The sequence below is a fragment of the Streptomyces sp. LaBMicrA B280 genome (genome assembly GCF_049222185.1).
In the GTDB taxonomy this organism is placed as follows: Bacteria; Actinomycetota; Actinomycetes; order Streptomycetales; family Streptomycetaceae; genus Streptomyces; species Streptomyces murinus.
The window spans coordinates 1-19,704 of sequence record NZ_JBMJCT010000012.1 but is presented as its reverse complement, the minus strand read 5'-3'; the positions used below and the strand labels follow the sequence as shown (position 1 = coordinate 19,704).

The 19,704-nt window shown below is 71.4% G+C and carries 20 protein-coding genes and 2 rRNA genes; 5 read left to right on the top strand and 17 right to left on the bottom strand.

The window, feature by feature from the left end; all coding sequences use genetic code 11:
• Nucleotides 1-13 precede the first annotated feature (13 nt).
• Together ACLF5H_RS12900 and ACLF5H_RS12895 are read left to right on the top strand one after the other, a co-directional pair.
• Nucleotides 14-808 carry an SDR family NAD(P)-dependent oxidoreductase gene (locus tag ACLF5H_RS12900; protein WP_421676200.1) on the top strand — a complete coding sequence of 265 codons (795 nt, stop codon included), beginning with the start codon at nt 14-16 and terminating at the stop codon, nt 806-808.
• 30 nt (nt 809-838) lie between these two features.
• Nucleotides 839-1,270 carry an NUDIX hydrolase gene (locus tag ACLF5H_RS12895; RefSeq protein WP_421676199.1) on the top strand — a complete coding sequence of 144 codons (432 nt, stop codon included), beginning with the start codon at nt 839-841 and terminating at the stop codon, nt 1,268-1,270.
• A 75-nt stretch (nt 1,271-1,345) separates the two neighbouring features.
• On the opposite strand, the gene ACLF5H_RS12890 is transcribed toward ACLF5H_RS12895, so the two are convergent.
• The 5 genes from ACLF5H_RS12890 to ACLF5H_RS12870 form a co-directional block, all read right to left on the bottom strand.
• Nucleotides 1,346-3,049: a uroporphyrinogen-III synthase gene (locus ACLF5H_RS12890; protein ID WP_421676198.1), complete on the bottom strand. Its 1,704-nt coding sequence runs from the start codon at nt 3,047-3,049 to the stop codon at nt 1,346-1,348.
• Nucleotides 3,046-4,005, bottom strand: coding sequence for a hydroxymethylbilane synthase (hemC, locus tag ACLF5H_RS12885; RefSeq protein WP_421676197.1), 960 nt, complete (start codon nt 4,003-4,005; stop codon nt 3,046-3,048). Before hemC ends, ACLF5H_RS12890 begins: the two co-directional genes overlap by 4 nt.
• The gene (locus ACLF5H_RS12880; RefSeq protein ID WP_421676196.1) at nt 4,002-5,690 is read right to left on the bottom strand and encodes a glutamyl-tRNA reductase; all 1,689 of its coding nucleotides are present in this window, start codon (nt 5,688-5,690) and stop codon (nt 4,002-4,004) included. The genes hemC and ACLF5H_RS12880 overlap by 4 nt, the downstream gene beginning before the upstream one ends.
• The gene (locus ACLF5H_RS12875; protein ID WP_421676195.1) at nt 5,687-6,451 is read right to left on the bottom strand and encodes a redox-sensing transcriptional repressor Rex; all 765 of its coding nucleotides are present in this window, start codon (nt 6,449-6,451) and stop codon (nt 5,687-5,689) included. The genes ACLF5H_RS12880 and ACLF5H_RS12875 overlap by 4 nt, the downstream gene beginning before the upstream one ends.
• A gap of 281 nt (nt 6,452-6,732) precedes the next feature.
• On the bottom strand, nt 6,733-7,032 hold the full coding sequence (locus ACLF5H_RS12870) for a glutaredoxin family protein (RefSeq protein ID WP_421676194.1): 300 nt from the start codon (nt 7,030-7,032) through the stop codon (nt 6,733-6,735).
• Between the two features lie 110 nt (nt 7,033-7,142).
• On the opposite strand from ACLF5H_RS12870, the gene ACLF5H_RS12865 reads away from it, so the two are divergent.
• The 3 genes from ACLF5H_RS12865 (at nt 7,143) to ACLF5H_RS12855 (ending at nt 10,649) form a co-directional block, all read left to right on the top strand.
• On the top strand, nt 7,143-8,072 hold the full coding sequence (locus tag ACLF5H_RS12865) for an HAD family hydrolase (protein ID WP_078967753.1): 930 nt from the start codon (nt 7,143-7,145) through the stop codon (nt 8,070-8,072).
• Nucleotides 8,073-8,398: 326 nt separating this feature from the next.
• Nucleotides 8,399-9,193 (top strand): ECF subfamily RNA polymerase sigma factor, BldN family, encoded by a 795-nt coding sequence (locus tag ACLF5H_RS12860; protein ID WP_421676193.1) that lies wholly within the window; start codon nt 8,399-8,401, stop codon nt 9,191-9,193.
• A 247-nt stretch (nt 9,194-9,440) separates the two neighbouring features.
• Nucleotides 9,441-10,649, top strand: a complete 1,209-nt coding sequence (locus tag ACLF5H_RS12855; protein WP_421676192.1) for a DUF5667 domain-containing protein — start codon at nt 9,441-9,443, stop codon at nt 10,647-10,649.
• A 119-nt stretch (nt 10,650-10,768) separates the two neighbouring features.
• Here ACLF5H_RS12855 and ACLF5H_RS12850 read toward each other — a convergent pair whose 3' ends face one another.
• From ACLF5H_RS12850 to ACLF5H_RS12795, 12 genes are all read right to left on the bottom strand, one after another.
• The gene (locus ACLF5H_RS12850; protein ID WP_421676191.1) at nt 10,769-11,848 is read right to left on the bottom strand and encodes a lysophospholipid acyltransferase family protein; all 1,080 of its coding nucleotides are present in this window, start codon (nt 11,846-11,848) and stop codon (nt 10,769-10,771) included.
• A 2-nt stretch (nt 11,849-11,850) separates the two neighbouring features.
• A complete protein-coding gene (locus tag ACLF5H_RS12845) occupies nt 11,851-12,924 on the bottom strand; it encodes an NAD-dependent epimerase/dehydratase family protein (RefSeq protein WP_421676190.1) in 1,074 nt (357 codons plus the stop codon).
• Between the two features lie 215 nt (nt 12,925-13,139).
• Nucleotides 13,140-13,238 (bottom strand): 30S ribosomal protein bS22, encoded by a 99-nt coding sequence (locus tag ACLF5H_RS12840; RefSeq protein ID WP_003948845.1) that lies wholly within the window; start codon nt 13,236-13,238, stop codon nt 13,140-13,142.
• 135 nt (nt 13,239-13,373) lie between these two features.
• A complete protein-coding gene (locus tag ACLF5H_RS12835; protein WP_046417307.1) occupies nt 13,374-13,586 on the bottom strand; it encodes a helix-turn-helix domain-containing protein in 213 nt (70 codons plus the stop codon).
• A 129-nt stretch (nt 13,587-13,715) separates the two neighbouring features.
• Nucleotides 13,716-14,522 carry a phosphatase gene (locus ACLF5H_RS12830; protein WP_421676330.1) on the bottom strand — a complete coding sequence of 269 codons (807 nt, stop codon included), beginning with the start codon at nt 14,520-14,522 and terminating at the stop codon, nt 13,716-13,718.
• 91 nt (nt 14,523-14,613) lie between these two features.
• Nucleotides 14,614-15,786: an acetoin utilization protein AcuC gene (locus tag ACLF5H_RS12825; protein WP_421676189.1), complete on the bottom strand. Its 1,173-nt coding sequence runs from the start codon at nt 15,784-15,786 to the stop codon at nt 14,614-14,616.
• Nucleotides 15,737-16,954: an MFS transporter gene (locus tag ACLF5H_RS12820; RefSeq protein WP_421676188.1), complete on the bottom strand. Its 1,218-nt coding sequence runs from the start codon at nt 16,952-16,954 to the stop codon at nt 15,737-15,739. The genes ACLF5H_RS12825 and ACLF5H_RS12820 overlap by 50 nt, the downstream gene beginning before the upstream one ends.
• A 23-nt stretch (nt 16,955-16,977) precedes the next feature.
• On the bottom strand, nt 16,978-17,724 hold the full coding sequence (locus ACLF5H_RS12815) for a VC0807 family protein (RefSeq protein ID WP_421676187.1): 747 nt from the start codon (nt 17,722-17,724) through the stop codon (nt 16,978-16,980).
• 105 nt (nt 17,725-17,829) lie between these two features.
• Entirely contained in the window at nt 17,830-18,474 is a 645-nt protein-coding gene (locus tag ACLF5H_RS12810) for an HAD family hydrolase (protein WP_421676186.1), read from the bottom strand.
• Nucleotides 18,475-18,483: 9 nt separating this feature from the next.
• A complete protein-coding gene (locus ACLF5H_RS12805; protein ID WP_421676185.1) occupies nt 18,484-19,296 on the bottom strand; it encodes a DUF3050 domain-containing protein in 813 nt (270 codons plus the stop codon).
• Between the two features lie 118 nt (nt 19,297-19,414).
• Nucleotides 19,415-19,531: ribosomal RNA gene (rrf, locus tag ACLF5H_RS12800) — 5S ribosomal RNA — on the bottom strand.
• A 72-nt stretch (nt 19,532-19,603) separates the two neighbouring features.
• Nucleotides 19,604-19,704: ribosomal RNA gene (locus tag ACLF5H_RS12795) — 23S ribosomal RNA — on the bottom strand; the annotation flags it as partial.

Sequence of the window (19,704 nt, the reverse complement as noted above, 5' to 3'; positions counted from 1 at the left end):
ATGAGGAACGATGATGACCGCACTCGTGCCCCTCGACCTGCCGATCACCGTCCTCCCGCTCCAAGGCCGGGTGGCCCTGGTCACCGGCGGTGCCACCGGGATCGGCGCCGCGATCAGCCGGGCCCTGGCCGCCGCCGGGGCAGGCATCGCCGTCAACCACCTCGCCCGCGTCCCCCAGGCCCGCGCCGTTCTCGGCGACGTCCGCCGCGAGGGGCGCGCCGGGATCGAGGTCAACGCCGACCTCACCGATCCCGGCGCGGTCGCCGCACTGACCAGCCAGGTCGAATCCGAACTCGGCCCGATCGACATCCTCGTGAACAACGCGGGCGCCTACCCTCGCACCCCGTGGGACCGGCTCGGCGAGGAGGAGTGGGCCCGCGCCATCGATTCCAACCTCACCATCCACTACCGCACCTGCCACGCGATCACCCCCGGCATGGTCGCCCGCCGCTGGGGCCGCGTCATCAACATCGGCAGCGTCAACGCGCGGGCCGGTCGGCCAGGCCTGACCGCGTACAGCACCGCCAAGGCCGGCCTGATCGGCTTCACCAGGTCTCTGGCCAGGGAACTCGGCCCGGCCGGGATCTGCGTGAACACGGTGCTGCCCGGGGCGATCCAGGTCGAGGCGGAGAACCACCTGCCCGCCCGCCACCGAACCCGGCCCGAGGACCAGATCAGCCGCCAGTGCGTCCGACGCCGGGGCCGCCCCGAGGACGTCGCCGCCGCCACGGTCTTCCTCGCCGGGCCCAGCGCGTCCTTCATCACCGGCCAGTCGTTGCACGTCGACGGTGGCTGGCTTCTCCACTGACCCGCCGACACAGACAGAAAGCAGGCCACCGTGCGACACCGCGTCCGAGCCGTCCTCCTCACCCCGAGCCGCACCATGCTGCTGATCCGGCGCGTCCGCCCCGGCGTCGCCCCGTACTCGGTGATCGTCGGCGGCGGGGTCGAGCCGAGCGACGCCAGTCCCGAAGCGGCCCTGCTGCGGGAGGTCCGCGAGGAGATCGCGGGCAACGCCGAGATCCTCGGCCTCCTTCACACGCTGGAGGATGACGACGAGCGCCAGGACTTCTACCTCGCCACGATCGAGAAGTGGAACTTCGAGGACCGCACCGGCCCCGAGTTCAGCGAGGAGGGCCGGGGCGAGTACATCCTCCAGGAGATCCCGCTCACCGCCGCCGCGATCGACGCCGCCAACCTCATGCCCCCGGAGATTCGCTCCGTCCTGCGTGCGGCCGTCGAGCGGGGCGGACTCCTGGCCCCCCGGTAGCCCCCATCAGCCCCGGAAACGCCAAGCGTCCCGCACCACGCGCTGTGGTGCGGGACGCAGGGGTCCGTACGGGGATCAGGTCGTCGAACGACGCCGCCGCGCCCCCGGCCGCCGCTCGCTCGGGCGGGTCACCGGGTCGCCAGATTCCAGCGCCGCGTCCCGGCGCTTCGCGCCGAAGTCGGCCAGGGCCTCGGCCAGTTTCGCGACCGAGGGCTCCGGGGCCATGACGTCGACGCGGAGGCCGTGTTCCTCGGCCGTCTTCGCCGTCGCGGGACCGATGCAGGCGATCACCGTCACGTTGTGCGGCTTGCCCGCGATGCCGACCAGGTTGCGGACCGTGGAGGACGAGGTGAACAGGACCGCGTCGAAGCCGCCGCCCTTGATCGCCTCGCGGGTGTCGGCCGGCGGGGGCGAGGCGCGGACCGTGCGGTAGGCGGTGACGTCGTCGACCTCCCAGCCCAGCTCGATCAGACCGGCCACCAGGGTCTCCGTGGCGATGTCGGCGCGGGGGAGGAAGACGCGGTCGATCGGGTCGAAGACCGGGTCGTAGGGGGGCCAGTCCTCAAGGAGACCGGCGGCCGACTGCTCGCCGCTCGGGACCAGGTCCGGCTTCACGCCGAAGGCGATCAGCGCGCGAGCCGTCTGCTCGCCGACCGCGGCCACCTTGATACCCGCGAAAGCCCGGGCGTCGAGGCCGTACTCCTCGAACTTCTCCCGCACCGCCTTCACCGCGTTGACCGACGTGAAGGCGATCCACTCGTAGCGGCCGGTGACCAGGCCCTTGACCGCGCGCTCCATCTGCTGGGGCGTACGCGGCGGCTCCACCGCGATGGTGGGGACCTCGTGCGGCACCGCGCCGTAGGAGCGCAGCTGCTCGGAGAGCGCCGCCGACTGTTCCTTCGTGCGCGGCACGAGCACCTTCCAGCCGAACAGCGGCTTGGACTCGAACCACGACAGCTGGTCGCGCCGGGCGGCGGCGGAACGCTCGCCGACCACGGCTATCACCGGGCGGCCGCCGTCCGGCGAGGGCAGCACCTTCGCCTGCTTCAGCGTCTGCGCGATGGTGCCGAGCGTCGCGGACCAGGTGCGCTGGCGCGTCGTCGTACCGGCGACGGTGACCGTCAGCGGGGTGTCCGGCTTGCGGCCGGCCGAGACCAGCTCGCCCGCCGCGGCGGCCACCGCGTCCAGGGTCGTGGAGACGACCACCGTGCCGTCGGAGGCGCCGACCTCGGTCCAGCAGCGGTCGGAGGCGGTACGGGCGTCCACGAACCGGACGTCCGCGCCGTCCGCGTCCCGCAGCGGCACACCGGCGTACGCCGGGACACCGACCGCGGCCGCCACGCCGGGCACGACCTCGAAGGGCACCCCGGCGGCGGCGCAGACGAGCATCTCCTCGGCGGCGTCCGTGTCGAGCCCGGGGTCACCCGAGACGGCACGCACGACCCGCCTGCCGCCCCGTGCGGCCTCCATGACAAGATGAGCGGCATCCCGGGCAGGAGACGGGGCAGCGGCGGTTGTTGACGTGCCGTCAACGACCGTGAGCTGCGGCGTGCCCGGTGGCGACGTGGAGAGGTTCCCGTCGGTGTGCACGACGGAGACGCCCTGCCGCGCGTGCGTCCGGATCACATCGAGCACCTCGGGCTCGGCGATCAGGACGTCCGCGTTCGACAGTGCCTCCACGGCGCGCAGAGTCAGCAGTCCCGGATCCCCGGGTCCGGCACCGAGGAAGGTGACGTGCCCGTGTTCCGGACCGGCGGCAGGAAGGGCGGTGGGGCTCAATGTGCTCGCTCCCCCATCAGACCGGCCGCGCCCTGGGCGAGCATCTCGGTGGCGAGTTCGCCGCCGAGTGCCAGCGCACCCTCGTGCGTCTGGGGCACGGGACCGGTGGTGGACAACTGCACCATGCGGGTGCCGTCGGTGGTCCCGACGACGGCGCGCAGGCGCATTTCCTTGACAAACTGCCCGCCCTCCAACAAGTCGGCCAACGCACCCACAGGTGCGCTGCAACCGGCCTCCAGGGCGGCGAGCAGTGACCGTTCGGCGGTCACGGCGGCCCGCGTGAACGGGTCGTCGAGCTCGCCGAGCGCCGCGATCAGGTCCGCGCGCTGGGCGGCGCACTCGATCGCCAGGGCCCCCTGGCCGGGGGCGGGCAGAACCGTGTCGACCGACAGGAAGTCGGTCACCTCTTCGATGCGGCCGATCCGGCGGAGTCCGGCGGCGGCCAGGACGACCGCGTCCAGCTCGCCGTCGCGGACGTACCGGATGCGGGTGTCCACGTTGCCGCGGATCGGGACCGTCTCTATGTCCAGTCCGTGGGCGCGGGCGTACGCGTTCAGCTGGGCCATGCGGCGCGGGGAGCCGGTGCCTATGCGGGCGCCGCGCGGCAGGTCGGTGAACTTCAGCTCGTCGCGCGCGACGAGCACGTCCCGCGGGTCCTCGCGCACCGGCAGGGCGGCCAGGACCAGGTCCTCGGGCTCGGCCGTGGGGAGGTCCTTGAGCGAGTGAACGGCGAAGTCGACCTCGCCGCGCACCAGCGCGTCGCGCAGCGCCGTGACGAACACGCCGGTGCCGCCGATCTGCGCGAGGTGCTCGCGGGAGGTGTCGCCGTACGTCGTGATCTCGACCAGCTCGACCGGTCGCCCGGTCACCCGGCGGACGGCCTCCGCCACCTGACCGGACTGGGCCATGGCGAGCTTGCTCCGCCTGGTTCCCAGTCGCAGTGCCTTGTCACTCATGCCGGTCGGTCCTTCGTTTCTGTGCTGTCCTCGGCCCGGGAGACGGAGGCGACCGTCTCGGGGTCGAGGTCGAACAAGGTGCGCAGCGCGTCCGCGTACCCGGTGCCGCCGGGCTCGGCCGCGAGCTGCTTGACCCGCACGGTCGGCGCGTGCAGCAGCTTGTCGACGACCCGGTGCACGGCCTGGCGGATCTCGCCGCGCTGGCGGTCGTCCAGGTCGGGCAGGCGGCCGTGCAGCCGCGCGATCTCGGCGGCGACGACATCCGCGGCCATGGTGCGCAGCGCGACCACGGTCGGCGTGATGTGCGCCGCCCGCATGGCCGCCCCGAAGGCCGCGACCTCGTCGGAGACGATACGCCGCACCTGGTCCACGTCGGCCGCCATCGGCGCGTCGGCGGAGGCCTCGGCGAGCGACTCGATGTCCACCAGGCGCACCCCGGCGAGGCGGTGCACGGCGGCGTCGATGTCGCGCGGCATGGCCAGGTCGAGGAGGAAGACGACGGGCGCGGGACGCTCGGCGACCGGCTCGGGGCGGCGCCGCTCGGGGATCCGGCCCACGGTGGCGGCGGTCGCGGCGAGCGCGGTGATCAGCTCGGCGTCCACCTCGGCGGACTCGGTGGTACGACCACCCGCCGGACGTGTGTTGCCCCCGGCCGCCCAGGTCGCGTGCTGCTCCAGCGTGGCCGCGTCCATGCCGGCCACGGCGGCCTCGCCCAGGACGGAGAAGCCGGGCTGCGCCGCGGCCAGGTCCAGGGGGCAGTTCTCGTCGGCGGCGGGCCCCGGGGCCTCGGGCCGCACGGCCGGGGCGGCGGGTTCGGCGGGTTCGGCGACGACCGGCTGCCCGGTGCGGCCCTCGACGGCCTGCGCGACCGACTCCGCCGTGAGCACCAGGCCGGTCGCCCCGGTACAGGAGACGACGACGTCGGCACGTGTCAGCTCGTCCGGCACGGCGTTCATCCGTACCGCACGGGCGGTCACCGCGTTGTCGTCGGCCTCATGAAGGATCTCGACGAGGCGCTCGGCACGGTCGAAGGTGCGGTTGGCCACGACGATCTCGGCGACCCCGGCCCGCGCGAGCGTGGCGGCGGCCAGCGAGGACATCGAACCGGCGCCGATCACCAGCGCCCGGCGGCCGGCTGCCCAGCGCCGGACGTCGCCGCCCGCGGTCAGCTGCTCCAGGCCGAAGGTGACCAGGGACTGGCCCGCGCGGTCGATGCCGGTCTCGGAGTGGGCGCGCTTGCCCACCCGCAGGGCCTGCTGGAACAGGTCGTTCAGCAGCTTGCCCGCGGTGTGCAGGTCCTGGGCGCGGGCCAGGGAGTCCTTGATCTGGCCGAGGATCTGGCCCTCGCCGACGACCATCGAGTCCAGGCCGCAGGCCAGCGAGAAGAGGTGGTGGACGGCCCGGTCCTCGTAGTGGACGTACAGGTAGGGGGTCAGTTCCTCCAGGCCGACGCCGCTGTGCTGGGCGAGCAGCGTGGACAGCTCGGCGACACCCGCGTGGAACTTGTCCACGTCGGCGTACAGCTCGATGCGGTTGCAGGTGGCGAGCACCGCGGCCTCGGTGGCGGGCTCGGCGGCGACCGTGTCGTGCAGCAGCTTGGTCTGGGCGTCCGCGTTCAGCGCCGCCCGCTCCAGCACGCTGACCGGGGCGCTGCGGTGGCTCAGTCCGACGACGAGGAGGCTCATGCGGGCATCACGGCGGGTACGTCCCCGTCGGGTCCCTGGTCGGCGTCGTCGCGGGGGGTGACGGCGGCGGCCTTGCCACCGTCGCCGGCCGGGCTCTCCTCGCCGGACTTGCGCTGCTCGTGGAAGGCGAGGATCTGGAGTTCGATCGACAGGTCGACCTTGCGCACGTCGACGCCGTCCGGCACGGACAGCACGGTCGGCGCGAAGTTCAGGATGGAGGTGACCCCGGCGGCCACGAGCCGGTCGCAGACCTGCTGGGCGGCGCCGGCCGGGGTGGCGATGACGCCGATGGAGACCCGGTCGTCCTTGATGATCTTCTCGAGGTCGTCGGTGTGCTGCACCGGGATGCCCGCGACCGGCTTGCCGGTCAGGCCCGGGTCCGCGTCTATCAGCGCGGCCACGCGGAAGCCGCGGGAGGCGAACCCGCCGTAGTTGGCGAGGGCGGCGCCGAGGTTACCGATACCGACGATGACAACCGGCCAGTCCTGGGTGAGGCCGAGTTCGCGGGAGATCTGGTAGACGAGATACTCCACGTCGTAGCCGACACCGCGCGTTCCGTAGGAGCCCAGGTAGGAGAAGTCCTTGCGCAGCTTGGCGGAGTTGACCCCCGCGGCCGCGGCCAGCTCCTCGGAGGAGACCGTGGGTACCGAGCGCTCGGACAGCGCGGTCAGGGCTCGGAGGTACAGCGGAAGCCTGGCGACGGTGGCCTCGGGAATCCCTCGGCTGCGGGTCGCCGGTCGGTGTGTTCGGCCAGTTGCCACGGTGCTCCTGATGGTAGAGCGGGGCTGCGGGCGGTCATACGTCCCCAGACCGCCCCGTCGACAGCAGGCTATGTCTTTGTGAACGCGTGCACAAAGATGGTGTCCGATTTGCCCGGCAGAAGTGACCGGGGTCACGCGCCTTTCGCGCCGTTGGCGGGAACCGGCGGCCACACACCGGCGTGCCTTCGTTACTGGGGGCAAAACCGCACACGCTCCTCACGAATCCCGCCCCCGAGACCAAACCGCCCGTAGATCCTAAGCGACTTTCGGGACCAGTTGGACTACTCGGTCAGTGCCTTGCGGAGTCGATCGGCGTTCACGCGCCAGAAGGTGTGCTGTTCACCGTCGACCAGCACGACGGGGATCTGCTCCCAGTACTGGTCGTACAGCGCCTTGTCCTCGCTGATGTCCTTCCGGTCCCAGGGCACCCCGAGTTCCCCGCAGACCTTCTCGATCACGGCCTGCGCGTCGTCGCACAGATGGCAGCCGGGCTTGCGGATCAGGGTGACCAGCCGCTCGCCGGGCTCGGTCTTCGCGTTCTTGTCGCCGCCGCGTCGGAAGAGTGGACTCATACCGGCCATTCTCGCGCGCGACTCCGGCGCACCCGGTTTAACCCTCGCCTCACCCAGAGTTCACGCCCTTCGAACCTTCCGCTTCCGGAAGCACCGAACCGACTGGCTATGCTCACGACATGGCCGCTCTCGGATGGCTCACTCCCCGTAGGCGCTCCGCCACGGCGCGGAGCGTGTTGGCAGGCGAGGCTTCTGCGGAGGCCGCCCGCAAGTCCTCGGAGGAGGCACAGGAGACCGCGCGGACCGACGCGGAGGAACCGGCTTTCCCGGTGATCGGCGACACCAGCGCGGCCGCCTTCTTCGACCTCGACAACACCGTGATGCAGGGCGCCGCGATCTTCCACTTCGGGCGCGGCCTGTACAAGCGGAAGTTCTTCGAGACCCGCGACCTGGCACGCTTCGCCTGGCAGCAGGCGTGGTTCCGGCTGGCCGGGGTCGAGGACCCCGAGCACATGCAGGACGCCCGCGACTCGGCGCTGTCCATCGTCAAGGGCCATCGCGTCGTCGAGCTCCAGACCATCGGCGAGGAGATCTACGACGAGTACATGGCCGACCGGATCTGGCCGGGCACCCGCGCGCTCGCCCAGGCGCACCTGGACGCCGGGCAGAAGGTGTGGCTGGTCACGGCGGCGCCGGTGGAGATCGCCACGGTGATCGCGCGCCGGCTGGGCCTGACCGGGGCGCTCGGGACGGTCGCGGAGTCGGTGGACGGCATCTACACCGGCCGACTGGTCGGCGAGCCGCTGCACGGACCCGCCAAGGCGGAGGCGGTGCGCGCGCTGGCCTCTGCGGAGGGGCTGGACCTCGCCCGCTGCGCGGCGTACAGCGACAGCCACAACGACATCCCGATGCTGTCCCTCGTCGGCCACCCGTACGCCATCAACCCGGACGCGAAGCTGCGCAAGCACGCGCGGGAGAAGGACTGGCGGCTTCGGGACTACCGCACCGGGCGCAAGGCGGCGAAGGTGGGGATCCCGGCGGCGGCGGGCGTCGGCGCGGTGGCCGGTGGCACCGCGGCGGCGATCGCTTTGAGTCGCCGACGCCGATAGGGCCTGGCCTGACGGGGGTCTCGCCGTAGAAGGCGGGCGCCTCTCGGCGGCCCTCCACGCGCCCGGAATTATGCCGCGGCCATTTCAAGATGTCCTGGAGTTCGCCGAAACACGCCCTTTTTCGGTCAAGAAGTGATCAGGTTGCGGAACGGAATAGGGCAACAATCGGTTACAGATGCGACGCAATCGGTGATTTGAGCAACTCGGTGTAGCAGGGCCTGCACGAAGCGTTATTCTCCTCAGACGCAAACCGGTACCCCTCCGTCGCTACGACGGGTGAACGGTTCCGCACTGCACGTGATGAAAGCTCTGCCTCTGGGAGTCCCGTGTACCCACACGTCGGGGTTGACGCCTCGGGCCTGGCTACGCTGCGCGCAACTGTCGCAACGGTCAAAGAGACGCTGCTGCGCGGCCTCGTCCCCACCGCGCTCGCCGTCCCCGCCTTCGCCATCGCCGCGCCCACGGGCCCGTGCTACGCACTGGCCGACGGCGGCGCCGCCATCGCCAGACGCGGCCGCCCCGCGGGGGCCGGCGGCGGCGCCACCACCGCCCGCCGTCCGGCCGCCGACAGCGACAGCGCCCGGATGATGGATCTGGTCGAACGCGCCCAGGCGGGCGAGGCCGAGGCCTTCGGCCGGTTGTACGACCAGTACAGCGACACCGTCTACCGGTACATCTACTACCGGGTGGGCGGCCGCGCCACCGCCGAGGACCTGACCAGCGAGACCTTTCTGCGCGCCCTGCGCCGGATCGGCACCTTCACCTGGCAGGGCCGCGACTTCGGCGCCTGGCTGGTGACGATCGCCCGCAATCTCGTCGCCGACCACTTCAAGTCCAGCCGCTTCCGGCTTGAGGTCACCACCGGCGAGATGCTGGACGCCAACGAGGTCGAGCGCTCGCCGGAGGACTCCGTCCTGGAGTCCCTGTCGAACGCCGCGCTCCTGGACGCCGTACGACGCCTCAACCCGCAGCAGCAGGAGTGCGTGACGCTCCGCTTCCTCCAGGGCCTCTCGGTCGCGGAGACCGCCCGGGTGATGGGCAAGAACGAGGGCGCGATCAAGACCCTCCAGTACCGCGCCGTGCGCACCCTCGCCCGGCTGCTGCCGGACGACGCCCGCTGAAAGCACCCGCCCCCGGCCCGCCACTGCGGGCGATCGCCAACTCACCTTCCGTAAAGGCGCGTTGACTTTCCGCACGGATCAATCGGAGTCCGTAACCCAAGTGCCGCGCCAGTCGTTGTGCGGGATACAGGCTCCCTGTGGTCACCTCCCGGCCAGCCCATCGCTCGATCGGGTGGAGTGGCCGGGGGCGTGCAACCCTCAGGACCCCCTGGGGAGTCGACCGTCATGACGAGAGGAGGTGCCGCCAGTGATCGCGAACGTATCGGCGCACCGGCGGGCGAACGCCTTCGCCCAGGCCCTGGAGGAGCAGCCCGACCGGGACACGGCGGCCGAGCAGTCCGACGAACCGGCGGGTTCCCCGCCGACCACCGAGGAACTGACCGAGCGGGGCCGTCTGCTGGCCCTCGCGGACGGACTCGGCGCGCTGCCCAGGCCGCAGCTCGACCCCGACGTCAAGGTCGTCCAGCGCGCACAGCTGGTGGCCGCGATGGAGGCCATGCTCCAGGAGGGGACCGGGGCGGCGGAGCCGACCGTACCGGGTCAGCGCAAGGGCAAGGGCACGCACCGGGCGAGCCCGCTGGGCAAACTCCGGCCGCGGTCCAGGCTGACCAAGGGCCTCGCGGCCGGCGGACTCAGCGTGGGCGTGGCCGCGGGGGCCTTCGGCGGGGTCGCCGCCGCCAGCTCCCACGCCCTGCCCGGCGACTCGCTGTACGGACTGAAACGCGGCATCGAGGACTTCAAGCTCGACTATCTGAGCAACGGCGAGGACCAGCGCGGCCAGGTCTACCTCGACCAGGCGTCCACCCGGCTCGGCGAGGCCCGCCGGCTGATGGAGCGCGGCCGCGGCGGCCATCTCGACCATGAGTCCATCGGCGAGATCCGCCGCACCCTGTCCGGGATGCAGCACGACGTCACCGAGGGCCACCGGCTGCTGCACGCGGCCTACGAGGCCGATCCGGACCAGCTGGGCCCGATCCAGGCGCTGTCCACGTTCTCGCGGTCCCACCGCGAGGCATGGAGCGCGCTGAGCGACAAGCTGCCGGTGCAGCTCGGAGACGTCAAACAGCAGGTGTCGTCGGTGTTCGACGCCATAGACCAGGAAGTCGCCCCGCTGCAGTCCCTGCTGCCGCAGCAGTCCTCCCAGGGCGGCGACGGCAGGCACCGGGGCTCCGGCTCGGCGTCCCCCGGCACCCACCGCTCGACCACGCCGCGCCACAGCGCCCCGTCCGCCGGTCACACCACCAGCGAGCACCCGACCGGCTCGGCCAGCGAGAGCACCGACGACGGGCTGCTCGGCGGCAGCACCGGCGGCCTGCTCGACCCGCCGAAGTCCAGCGGCGACAGCAGCACCCCGCCCACCACCAAACCCCCGGCCACCGCCCCCGACGTCACCCTCCCCCCGCTCCTCCCGGGCCTCCTCCCGGGCCTGGGGATCGACAACGACCAGGCGAACTAGGGACGTACGACAGCGAGGGCGCCCCCACCCGAGCGGGGGCGCCCTCGTCGTCGTGCCGCGGGCGAGAAGTCGTACGGCAGGCCAGAAGTCGTAGCCCGGGCTGGAAGTCGCAACCCGGGCTAGAAGAAGACCGACCGCCGCTGCACCAGCAGCTTGTACAGGGTGTGCTGGATCTGCTCCCGCACCTGGTCGGTGAGGTTGAACATCAGCATCGGATCCTCGGCCGCCTCCGGCGGATACCCGTCCGTCGGGATCGGCTCGCCGAACTGGATCGTCCACTTCGTCGGCAGCGGCACCGCGCCCAGCGGCCCGAGCCAGGGGAACGTCGGGGTCAGCGGGAAGTACGGGATGCCCAGCACCCGCGCGACCGTCTTCGCGTTGCCGATCATCGGATAGATCTCCTCCGCCCCGACGATCGAGCACGGAATGATCGGCACCCCCTGCCGCATCGCCGTCGACACGAACCCGCCCCGCCCGAACCGCTGGAGCTTGTACCGCTCACTGAAGGGCTTCCCGATGCCCTTGAACCCCTCGGGCATCACCCCCACCAGCTCGCCCTGCTCCAGCAGCCGTTCCGCGTCCTCCGCGCACGCCAGGGTGTGCCCGAGCTTGCGCGCCAGCTCGTTGACCACCGGCAGCACGAACACCAGGTCCGCCGCGAGCAGCCGCAGATGCCGGTCGGCCGGATGGTGGTCGTGCACCGCGACCTGCATCATCAGCCCGTCCAGCGGCAGCGTCCCGGAGTGGTTGGCGACGATCAGCGCCCCGCCCTTGTCCGGGATGTTCTCGACGCCCTTGACCTCGACCCTGAAGTACTTCTCGTACACCGGGCGCAGCAGCGACATCAGGACCTGGTCGGTCAGCTCCGCGTCGTACCCGAAGTCGTCGACCTCGTAGTCCCCGGTCAGCCTGCGCCGCAGGAACGACAGTCCGGCCGCGACCCGCCGCTCCAGACCGCCCTCGTCAGCGGGTACGGGCCGGTCCACCGGCCGCTCGTCCTCGCCCGCCGGGCCGTCCTGCGCCGTCGGCTCCCGCCCCGGCAGCCGCTGCACCTCACCCAGCTCACCGGCCCCGGCGTCGCCGCGGCCACCGCGTCGGCCGCCCGCGCCCCGCCGTCTCCCGGACCGCTGGGGGCCACCGCCGCTCCCGCTTCCCCGGGACCGGTCGTCGTCGAAGGGAATGACCTTGGCGTCCGCCATCGTTACCGCGCTCCTCGGTCGGCGCTCTGCGTCGTGGTCCGGCCGCCGCCCGGCAGGGCGAGCGCGGCGATCCGGTCGACGGCTCCCGCGACGGCCTCCGGCGGCAGCAGCCCCGCGCCCTGGCCCCGGGCGAAGTCCGCGAACGCCTCCGCCGTCGTAAAGCGGGGCGTGAACCCCAGCGTCTCGCGCATCTGGACGGTGTCCACGACCCGCCCATGGGTCAGCAGCCTGAACTGCTCCGGTGAGAAGTCCGTCATACCCAGCGTACGGACCAGGGAGCCGGCCCAGGTGACCGCGGGCAGCAGCAGGGGCACGGTGGGCCGCCCGAGCCGCCGGGAGCACTGCGAGAGCAGCAGCACCCCGTCCCCGGCGATGTTGAACGTGCCGCTGTTGAGGGTGCCCCGGCGCGGCTCGTGCGAGGCGAGCCGCAGCACCTCCACCACGTCGTCCTCGTGCACGAACTGCAACCGCGGGTCGTAGCCGAACACGGTCGGCAGCACCGGCAGCGCGAAGTACGAGGCGAGCGGGGTGTCTGCGGACGGCCCGAGGATGTTGGCGAACCGCAGCACGCACACGGCCACATCGGGCCGCCGCCGGGCGAACCCGCGCACATATCCCTCGACCTCGACGGTGTCCTTCGCGAACCCGCCGCTGGGCAGCGACTTGGCCGGGGTGGTCTCCGTGAACACGGCGGGATCGCGCGGCGCGGAGCCGTACACATTGGTGCTGGACTTGATCACCAGCCGCCGCACCGCCGGTGACTTCTGGCAGGCGCCGAGCAGCTGCATGGTGCCGATGACGTTGGTCTCCTTGACCGTGGCGCGGTTGCCGCCGCCCAGCGCGGTGCCCGTGACATCGAGGTGTACGACGGTGTCGGCGCCGGTCTCGGCGAGCACTCTGGCTATGGTCGGCTGCCGGATGTCGGCCTGGACGAAGTCGGCCCCGCCCAGCTGGTGCGCGGGCGGCACCGCGTCCACCGCGATCACCCGCTCGACCTCCGGGTCCCGCTGGATCCGCCGCACGAACCGGCCGCCCAGCTGCCGGGCGACCCCGGTGACGAGCACGACCTTGCCCAAGATCAGCGCCTTCCTTCCGCGTTACGCACGTTCCGCGTTCCCCGTGGGGGCCAACCTAGCGGGTGGGTGTCGCGCTGTGATGACCGCCCGCTGCGCGAGGTGACGGAAATTCCCCGGCCGGAGTCGGCCGGATCGCCACCGGGTCACCGGGGATACATCTGTGGCCCCCCATCATTGTCGATGGGGGGCCACAGAACACGCTCTCGCGTCGCCGCTTACTTCTTGTTGCGGCGCTGAACGCGCGTGCGCTTGAGCAGCTTGCGGTGCTTCTTCTTGGCCATCCGCTTGCGCCGCTTCTTGATAACAGAGCCCACGACTACCCTCGCTCACTTCTCATCACTCGGTTGTTTGGGCGCCATGGGCCCACACGACCTACGAGGGGCTAGCCTACCCAACCGAGCGCTGAGGTCGTAATCGAGGGTCTCCGGGGGATCCCCCGGAGGGGATCGTCAGGCCGTCTCCACCCCCACATAGCTGTCGCGGAGGTACTCGTGGACCGCTTGCTCGGGGACGCGGAAGGACCGCCCCACCCGGATCGCGGGCAGATGACCGCTGTGCACCAGGCGGTACACGGTCATCTTCGACACTCGCATCACCGTGGCGACCTCCGCCACGGTCAGGAACTGAACCTCGTTCAGAGGCCTCTCGCCAGCTGCAGCCATGACACACCTGAACCTTCCGCACTCGACGGCCACCGGCTTCCCCTTCCGGTGACTCTTCGTCGTTGCGTGCTCACTCCCCAGACTAGGGGCGGGTGATGCGAGTGGGGAAGAGGTGCACCCATCGGCGGCCTACTGTGACAGACATGCGCGTTTGAGCACGTAGCGGGTGAGTGGCAGGTAGTGACTAGACCGGACTCCGTCGTCCAGGGGTACGACGACCCGCACGGCGCCCTCCGCCTGCCCGACGAACGGCGCGGGATCGTCGGAGTCGGCCGGGCCGATCGCCTCGAACCCCAGCTGACCTGCGCCGCAGAGCCAGCCGTGATCGCCGACGACCAGCTCGGGCAGCGGGCCGCCGGCGGCCGCGGCGGCCTGGAGGACGACCCTGACCGGCAGCGGCGAATGGCAGTGCGCGCCAGGCTCACAACCGGGGCGCCCGCCCTCGGTTTCCCGCACCAACGCGACGCGTCGTACGTAGTCGATGCGATGCGTACGTAGACCGAACTGGGTCAATATGTCGACACAGCGACCCCCCGCGGGGGTGAGGACCTCACATCCCGCCGCCGAGAGGGCGTCCGCGAGGGCGGCGTAGAAACCCAGCAGCGAGCGGGGGTGCCCGGTGCCGAACAGCACCGGTGCGTGACGCCGCGCGGCCGCCGCGAGTCGTTCCGCGAAGGCGTCCAGCCCGGCGAGCGTCCGCGCCGGATCGATCACATCCGGCCCCGAACGGTGCCGAGGATCGGCCGAAACACCGCACCTGCGCGCCATCAGCCCCAGCAACTCCGGCTCGCCCCACGTCCCTTGCGGGTCGATCCCGAGCAGCACCCGGGGATCGCGGGCCGCGAACTGACGGTACCTCCGCAGACTCCGCTCCCGGGGGGTCTCGACGACCCCGGCCAGCCGGGCGGCGGACAGGTAGGTCAACACGCTTGCGATGGTGGCGCATCGGCGTGCCCGGTAAGGGAAATACCGGGGGATTTGCCCACGGTTGGCGTAAGAGGCCCCGGGGGGGGTTCCCGGGACCTCCCTAGGGGAGCAGGCCCCGCAAGGGGAATGCCGCGCGGCGGGTCGCCAGGACGGACTGGTCGAGGCGGTCGGCGGGGTCGTAACCCCCCTCCCAGGGGGTCCAGGAGACCGGCCAGCGGCCGTCCGTCATCCGCTGCGGAGCCAGCTCGCGGGTGCGGGCGTAGACCTCCTGGCGCCAGCCCTCGGGGATCACCGTCTCCGGGGTGACGGGCCGCCCCGCCGCGATGGCCACGAGATGCGTCCAGGAGCGGGGCACGACGTCCACCACCGCGTAACCGCCGCCGCCCAGCGCGACCCACTTCCCGTCGGCGTACTCGTGCGCCAGCTCATGGCAGGCCAGCTGCACCGCCCGCTGCGCGTCCAGCGAGACCGCGAGATGCGCGAGCGGATCCTCGAAGTGCGTGTCCGCCCCGTGCTGGGAGACCAGCACCTGGGGCCGGAAGTCCGCGAGCAGCTCGGGCACCACCGCGTGGAACGCCCGCACCCACCCCGCGTCCCCCGTCCCGGCCGGCAGCGGCAGGTTCACCGCCGCCCCCTCCCCCGCCCCGGCACCGGTCTCCTGCGGCCAGCCGGACTGCGGGAACAACGTACGGGGATGCTCGTGCACCGAGACCGTCAGCACCCGCGGGTCCTCCCAGAACGCGGCCTGCACCCCGTCCCCGTGGTGCACGTCCACATCCACGTACGCGACCCGCTCGACGCCCAGCTCCAGCAGCCGCGCGATGGCGAGCGCCGCGTCGTTGTACACACAGAACCCGGACGCGGCCCCCGGCATCGCGTGGTGCAGCCCGCCGGTGAAGTTCACCGCGTGCAGGGCCTCCCCCCGCCACACCGCCTCGGCCGCCGCCACCGACTGCCCCGCGATCAGCGCGGACACCTCGTGCATCCCGGCGAACGCGGGATCGTCCAGCGTCCCGAGCCCGTACGACGGGTCCGCCCCCGCCGGGTCCGCCGACGCGGCCTTCACCGCCTCGATGTAGTCGTCCCGGTGGACGAGGCGCAGCGTGGACTCACCGGCCGGCTTCGCCGCGACGACCTCCAGCTCCCGGTCGACTCCCAGGGCACCGACCAGCCTCCGGGTCAGCGCCAGCCGTACCGGGTCCATCGGGTGCCCGGAGCCGAAGTCATAGCCCGTTACTGCCTCGTCCCACATCAGCTGTGCGCGGCCGCTCATGCCCGCCACCGTATCGGCCCCCGCTCGTCGCGAACGACCTGGCGTACACGAGCGTCACCAGCACCAACACCATCGGCAGCAGCATCGCCCCGCGATAGCTCCAGGCGTCTCCCACCGCGCCCACCAGCGGCGATCCGACCAGGAAACCGACGTAATTGAAGATGTTCAGCCGCGCGACCGCCGCGTCCGACGCCCCGGGGAAAAGCCGTCCCGCCGCCGCGAAGGTCTGCGGCACCAGCACGCACAGCCCGAGGCCCAGCAGCGTGAACCCGAGCATCCCCACCCACGCCCCGGGCGCCACCGCCACCACCGCGAACCCGGCGGCCGCCACCAGCGCTCCGAGCCGTACGACCGCCACCGCGCCGAAGCGCCGTACCCCGAAGTCCCCCAGGGTCCGCCCGACCAGCGTGGTCACCATGTACACGTTGTACGGCACCGTCGCCAGCTGCTCCGAGCTGCCCAGCACGTCCTTCAGGTACTTGGCGCTCCAGTTGGAGACCGTCGAGTCCCCGATGTACGCGAAGGTCATCACCAGGCACAGCGGCAGCAGCAGCCGGAAGACCACGCCCCCGCCGCCGCTCCCCCGCGCCACCGGCGCCGCCGCGTCCCCGTCGACGTACCACCGGCTGCCCACGAGCGTCGCCGGGAGCAGGACCGCCACCACCGGCAGGTACGACACCCACAGCGCGAGCTGCCAGTGCGCCCCGGCCCAGGCGAGCGAGGCCCCGACGATGCCGCCCAGGCTGTACGCGGCGTGGAAGCTGAGCATGATGCTGCGCCCGTACGACCGCTGGAGGCTGACCCCGAGCATGTTCATCGAGGCGTCCAGCATTCCCACCGACAGCCCGAAGACGCCGAGCGCCACCGCCACCGCGGCCAACTGCCCCTGCCCGCCCGCCCCGGCGGCCAGCAGCGCGAGCAGCACCACCGGCTGGGACCAGCGCAGCAGCCGGCTGGGCCGGACCCGCTTGACCAGCTGCTCGGTGGTGACGCTGCCGACGCCCGCGAGCACCGGCACGGCAGCCAGAAAGACCGGTAGCAGGGCATCGGAGATGCCGTACCGGTCCTGGATGGCGGGGATGCGCGTCACCAGCAGGGCGAAGGCGGCGCCCTGGGCGAAGAAGGCGAACGCCAAAGAGGCCCTGCCTCGCCGCAGCAGTTCAGTCATGGCGGCGAGCGTAGGGCCCCGGCTTACTTGTGGGTAGACATCGCCAAAGGTGAATTTCCTTCAGCTTCGGTGGCGTCGGCCCCGGCGGCGGCCTCGGCCTCCAGCAGCCGCTCCATCGGGCCCGCGGCCAGCACCCCGCTGACCCGGAAGGCGACCACCATCGTGGCGATCAGGACGACGGTGCCGAGCCAGACCATGGTGTCCACGGGGACGGTGTAGGCGCCGACGACCCGGGCGACGTACTCGGCGAGCAGCGCCACGCCCCAGACGAGGGAGAACAGCCGCTCGCGCTGCCGGAACTCCCCGGACCGTACCGAGGTGCCGCCGGTCAGCCGCCGCCAGGCGGCCTCCATCGCCGCGTCGCCCTTCACCAGGAAGGGCATCACCGCGGCCGTCATCATCGGCCGGCCGAGCCGGACCGAGACCAGGATGCCGATGCCGACGGTGCTGCTGACCGCGCCGTCCTTGGCGAGCATCAGCCGCGGATCCCCGGCGAGCGTGCTCACCAGCAGGGAGACGAGGTTGACCACCAGGATCAGGCAGGCCAGCGCGTTGGCCCGGCGCTCGCGCACCAGGCCCCACACGGTGCGCGCCGCCGGCACCACACTGCTCCAGGCGAGCGCCGCGATCGTGCTCGCGCCGAGGCCGTCCTTGAGGACGTAGTACGCCCCGATGGGCACGACCACGTCGATGATGAGCGGCCGGAGGTTGTCCAGCATGCTCGGGTTCTGCTGCGTGCTCCGGCTGTGGTTCCCCGTGTTCTTCGTCATGCCCTCAGCTTCCCGTCCGGCGGGGGTGCGCCGGTAGAAACGTTCGTCCGGACGACGGCATGACAGATGTCAGGCACCGGCGGATGGCACGGGTCATACCGCGGGTCATTTCAGCAGGTCGGGCAACTCCCCCATGTCCGCGAAGAGTTGGGTGGCCCCGGTGAGCCGCTCGGCCGGGGTCATCGCGGTGAAGCCGTACACGTCCATCCCGGCCGCCACGGCCGCCTGGACGCCCAGCGGGGAGTCCTCCACGACCGCACACCGCTCGGGGGCGACGCCCATCCGCTCGGCCGCGTACAGGAAGAGGTCGGGCGCGGGCTTGCCCTTGCCCACGTCCTGGGAGCTGAAGACCCGCTCCTGCCGGAACCACCGGTCGAGCCCGGTGGTGCGGTGCCCCACCCTGATCCGCTCATGGCTCCCGGAGGAGGCCACGCAGTACGGCACCTCGTCCGCGGCCAGCTTCTCCAGCACCTCGGCGGCGCCCGGGACGGGCCCCAACTCCCGCTCGAACGCGGCGAAGACACGCGCGTGGAAGACATCGTCGAAGTCGGCCGGCAGCCGCCGCCCGGTGCGCTCCAGGACGAGCTCGTGCACCCGGTGCATCGCCGAGCCCATGTAGTCGCGCAGGGAGTCCTCGTAGGACGTCTCGATCCCCAGCTCGGTGAGGTAGGCCGCCAGGTGGCGGTTGGAGATCGGCTCGCTGTCCACCAGGACGCCGTCGTTGTCGAAGATGATCAGGTCATAACGCATGGCCCCAGCCTACGAGAAGGCGACCGGGCCTCCTTCGCGGATCCGCCGCAGGATGGCGTCCCAGAACCGGGCCCGCTCGCCCAGCGCCTCGCGCACCGCGTGGGTGCACTCCTCCCACTTACGGCCGTCGTCACCGCAGAGGTCGGCCAGCATGCGCATGGCCATGGGGGTGTGCTCGTCGGCGTCGACCTCGATGTGCCGGTGGAGGTAGTTCTTGAACGTGGCGAGGCTCCCGTCGCGGTCGTCGATGCGAACGACCTGCTCGAACATCTCCGGGATCAGATCCTCGCGCCCGAAGGCGAACACCGCGGCCTGTACGTGCACCGGGGCGGTCTCGATGACGTTCCAGGTCGCGCCGACGAAGTCCCGCACCGGCAGCGGCGATTCCGCGACCACGAGGGCCTTGGGGACGGGGGTGCCGGAGCGGATCAGGTCGAGGAAGGCGTCCAGCGGTCCGGGGTCGGCGCCGGCGTCGTCCATCGCGGCCCGGTACAGCTCGAAGTGGGAGATGAATCCCTCGCCCGACTCGTCGCTCTCCTCCACCAGGGTGATCTCGTTGATCAGCCGACGGGAGGCCACCGGCCCCTGGGGCACCCACGGCACGCTGGTGCAGGTCAGCTGCCGCTGGAGGCTCTTCAGCAACGACATGAAGTCCCATACGGCGAAGGCGTGGTGCTCCATGAACACGGCGACGTCCCGGCGGCTGCGGAAGCTCGTGTAGAGGGGGTGACCGGTGACCTCGGTACGGACCGCCGCGATGTGCTCTTTGAGGGCGAGGACACCGGGGTGCTCGACGGAGGACTTATAACGGGACATCGTCATGGGCTGATAACGTGCCGGGCTCTTCGGAGGACACTGCGCGTCCCGGATATTGGCTCTGCATCTGTCCCGGAACGCAGAAAACCCCCGCACCAACGGTGCGGGGGTTTCCCTAAAAATTGTTCGGCGGCGTCCTACTCTCCCACAGGGTCCCCCCTGCAGTACCATCGGCGCTGAAAGGCTTAGCTTCCGGGTTCGGAATGTAACCGGGCGTTTCCCTAACGCTATAACCACCGAAACACTATGAAACTGACAACCGGCACTTTGGTTGTTCGTGGTTTCAGAACCAACACAGTGGACGCGAGCAACTGAGGACAAGCCCTCGGCCTATTAGTACCGGTCACCTCCACCAGTTACCTGGCTTCCAGATCCGGCCTATCAACCCAGTCGTCTACTGGGAGCCTTACCCCA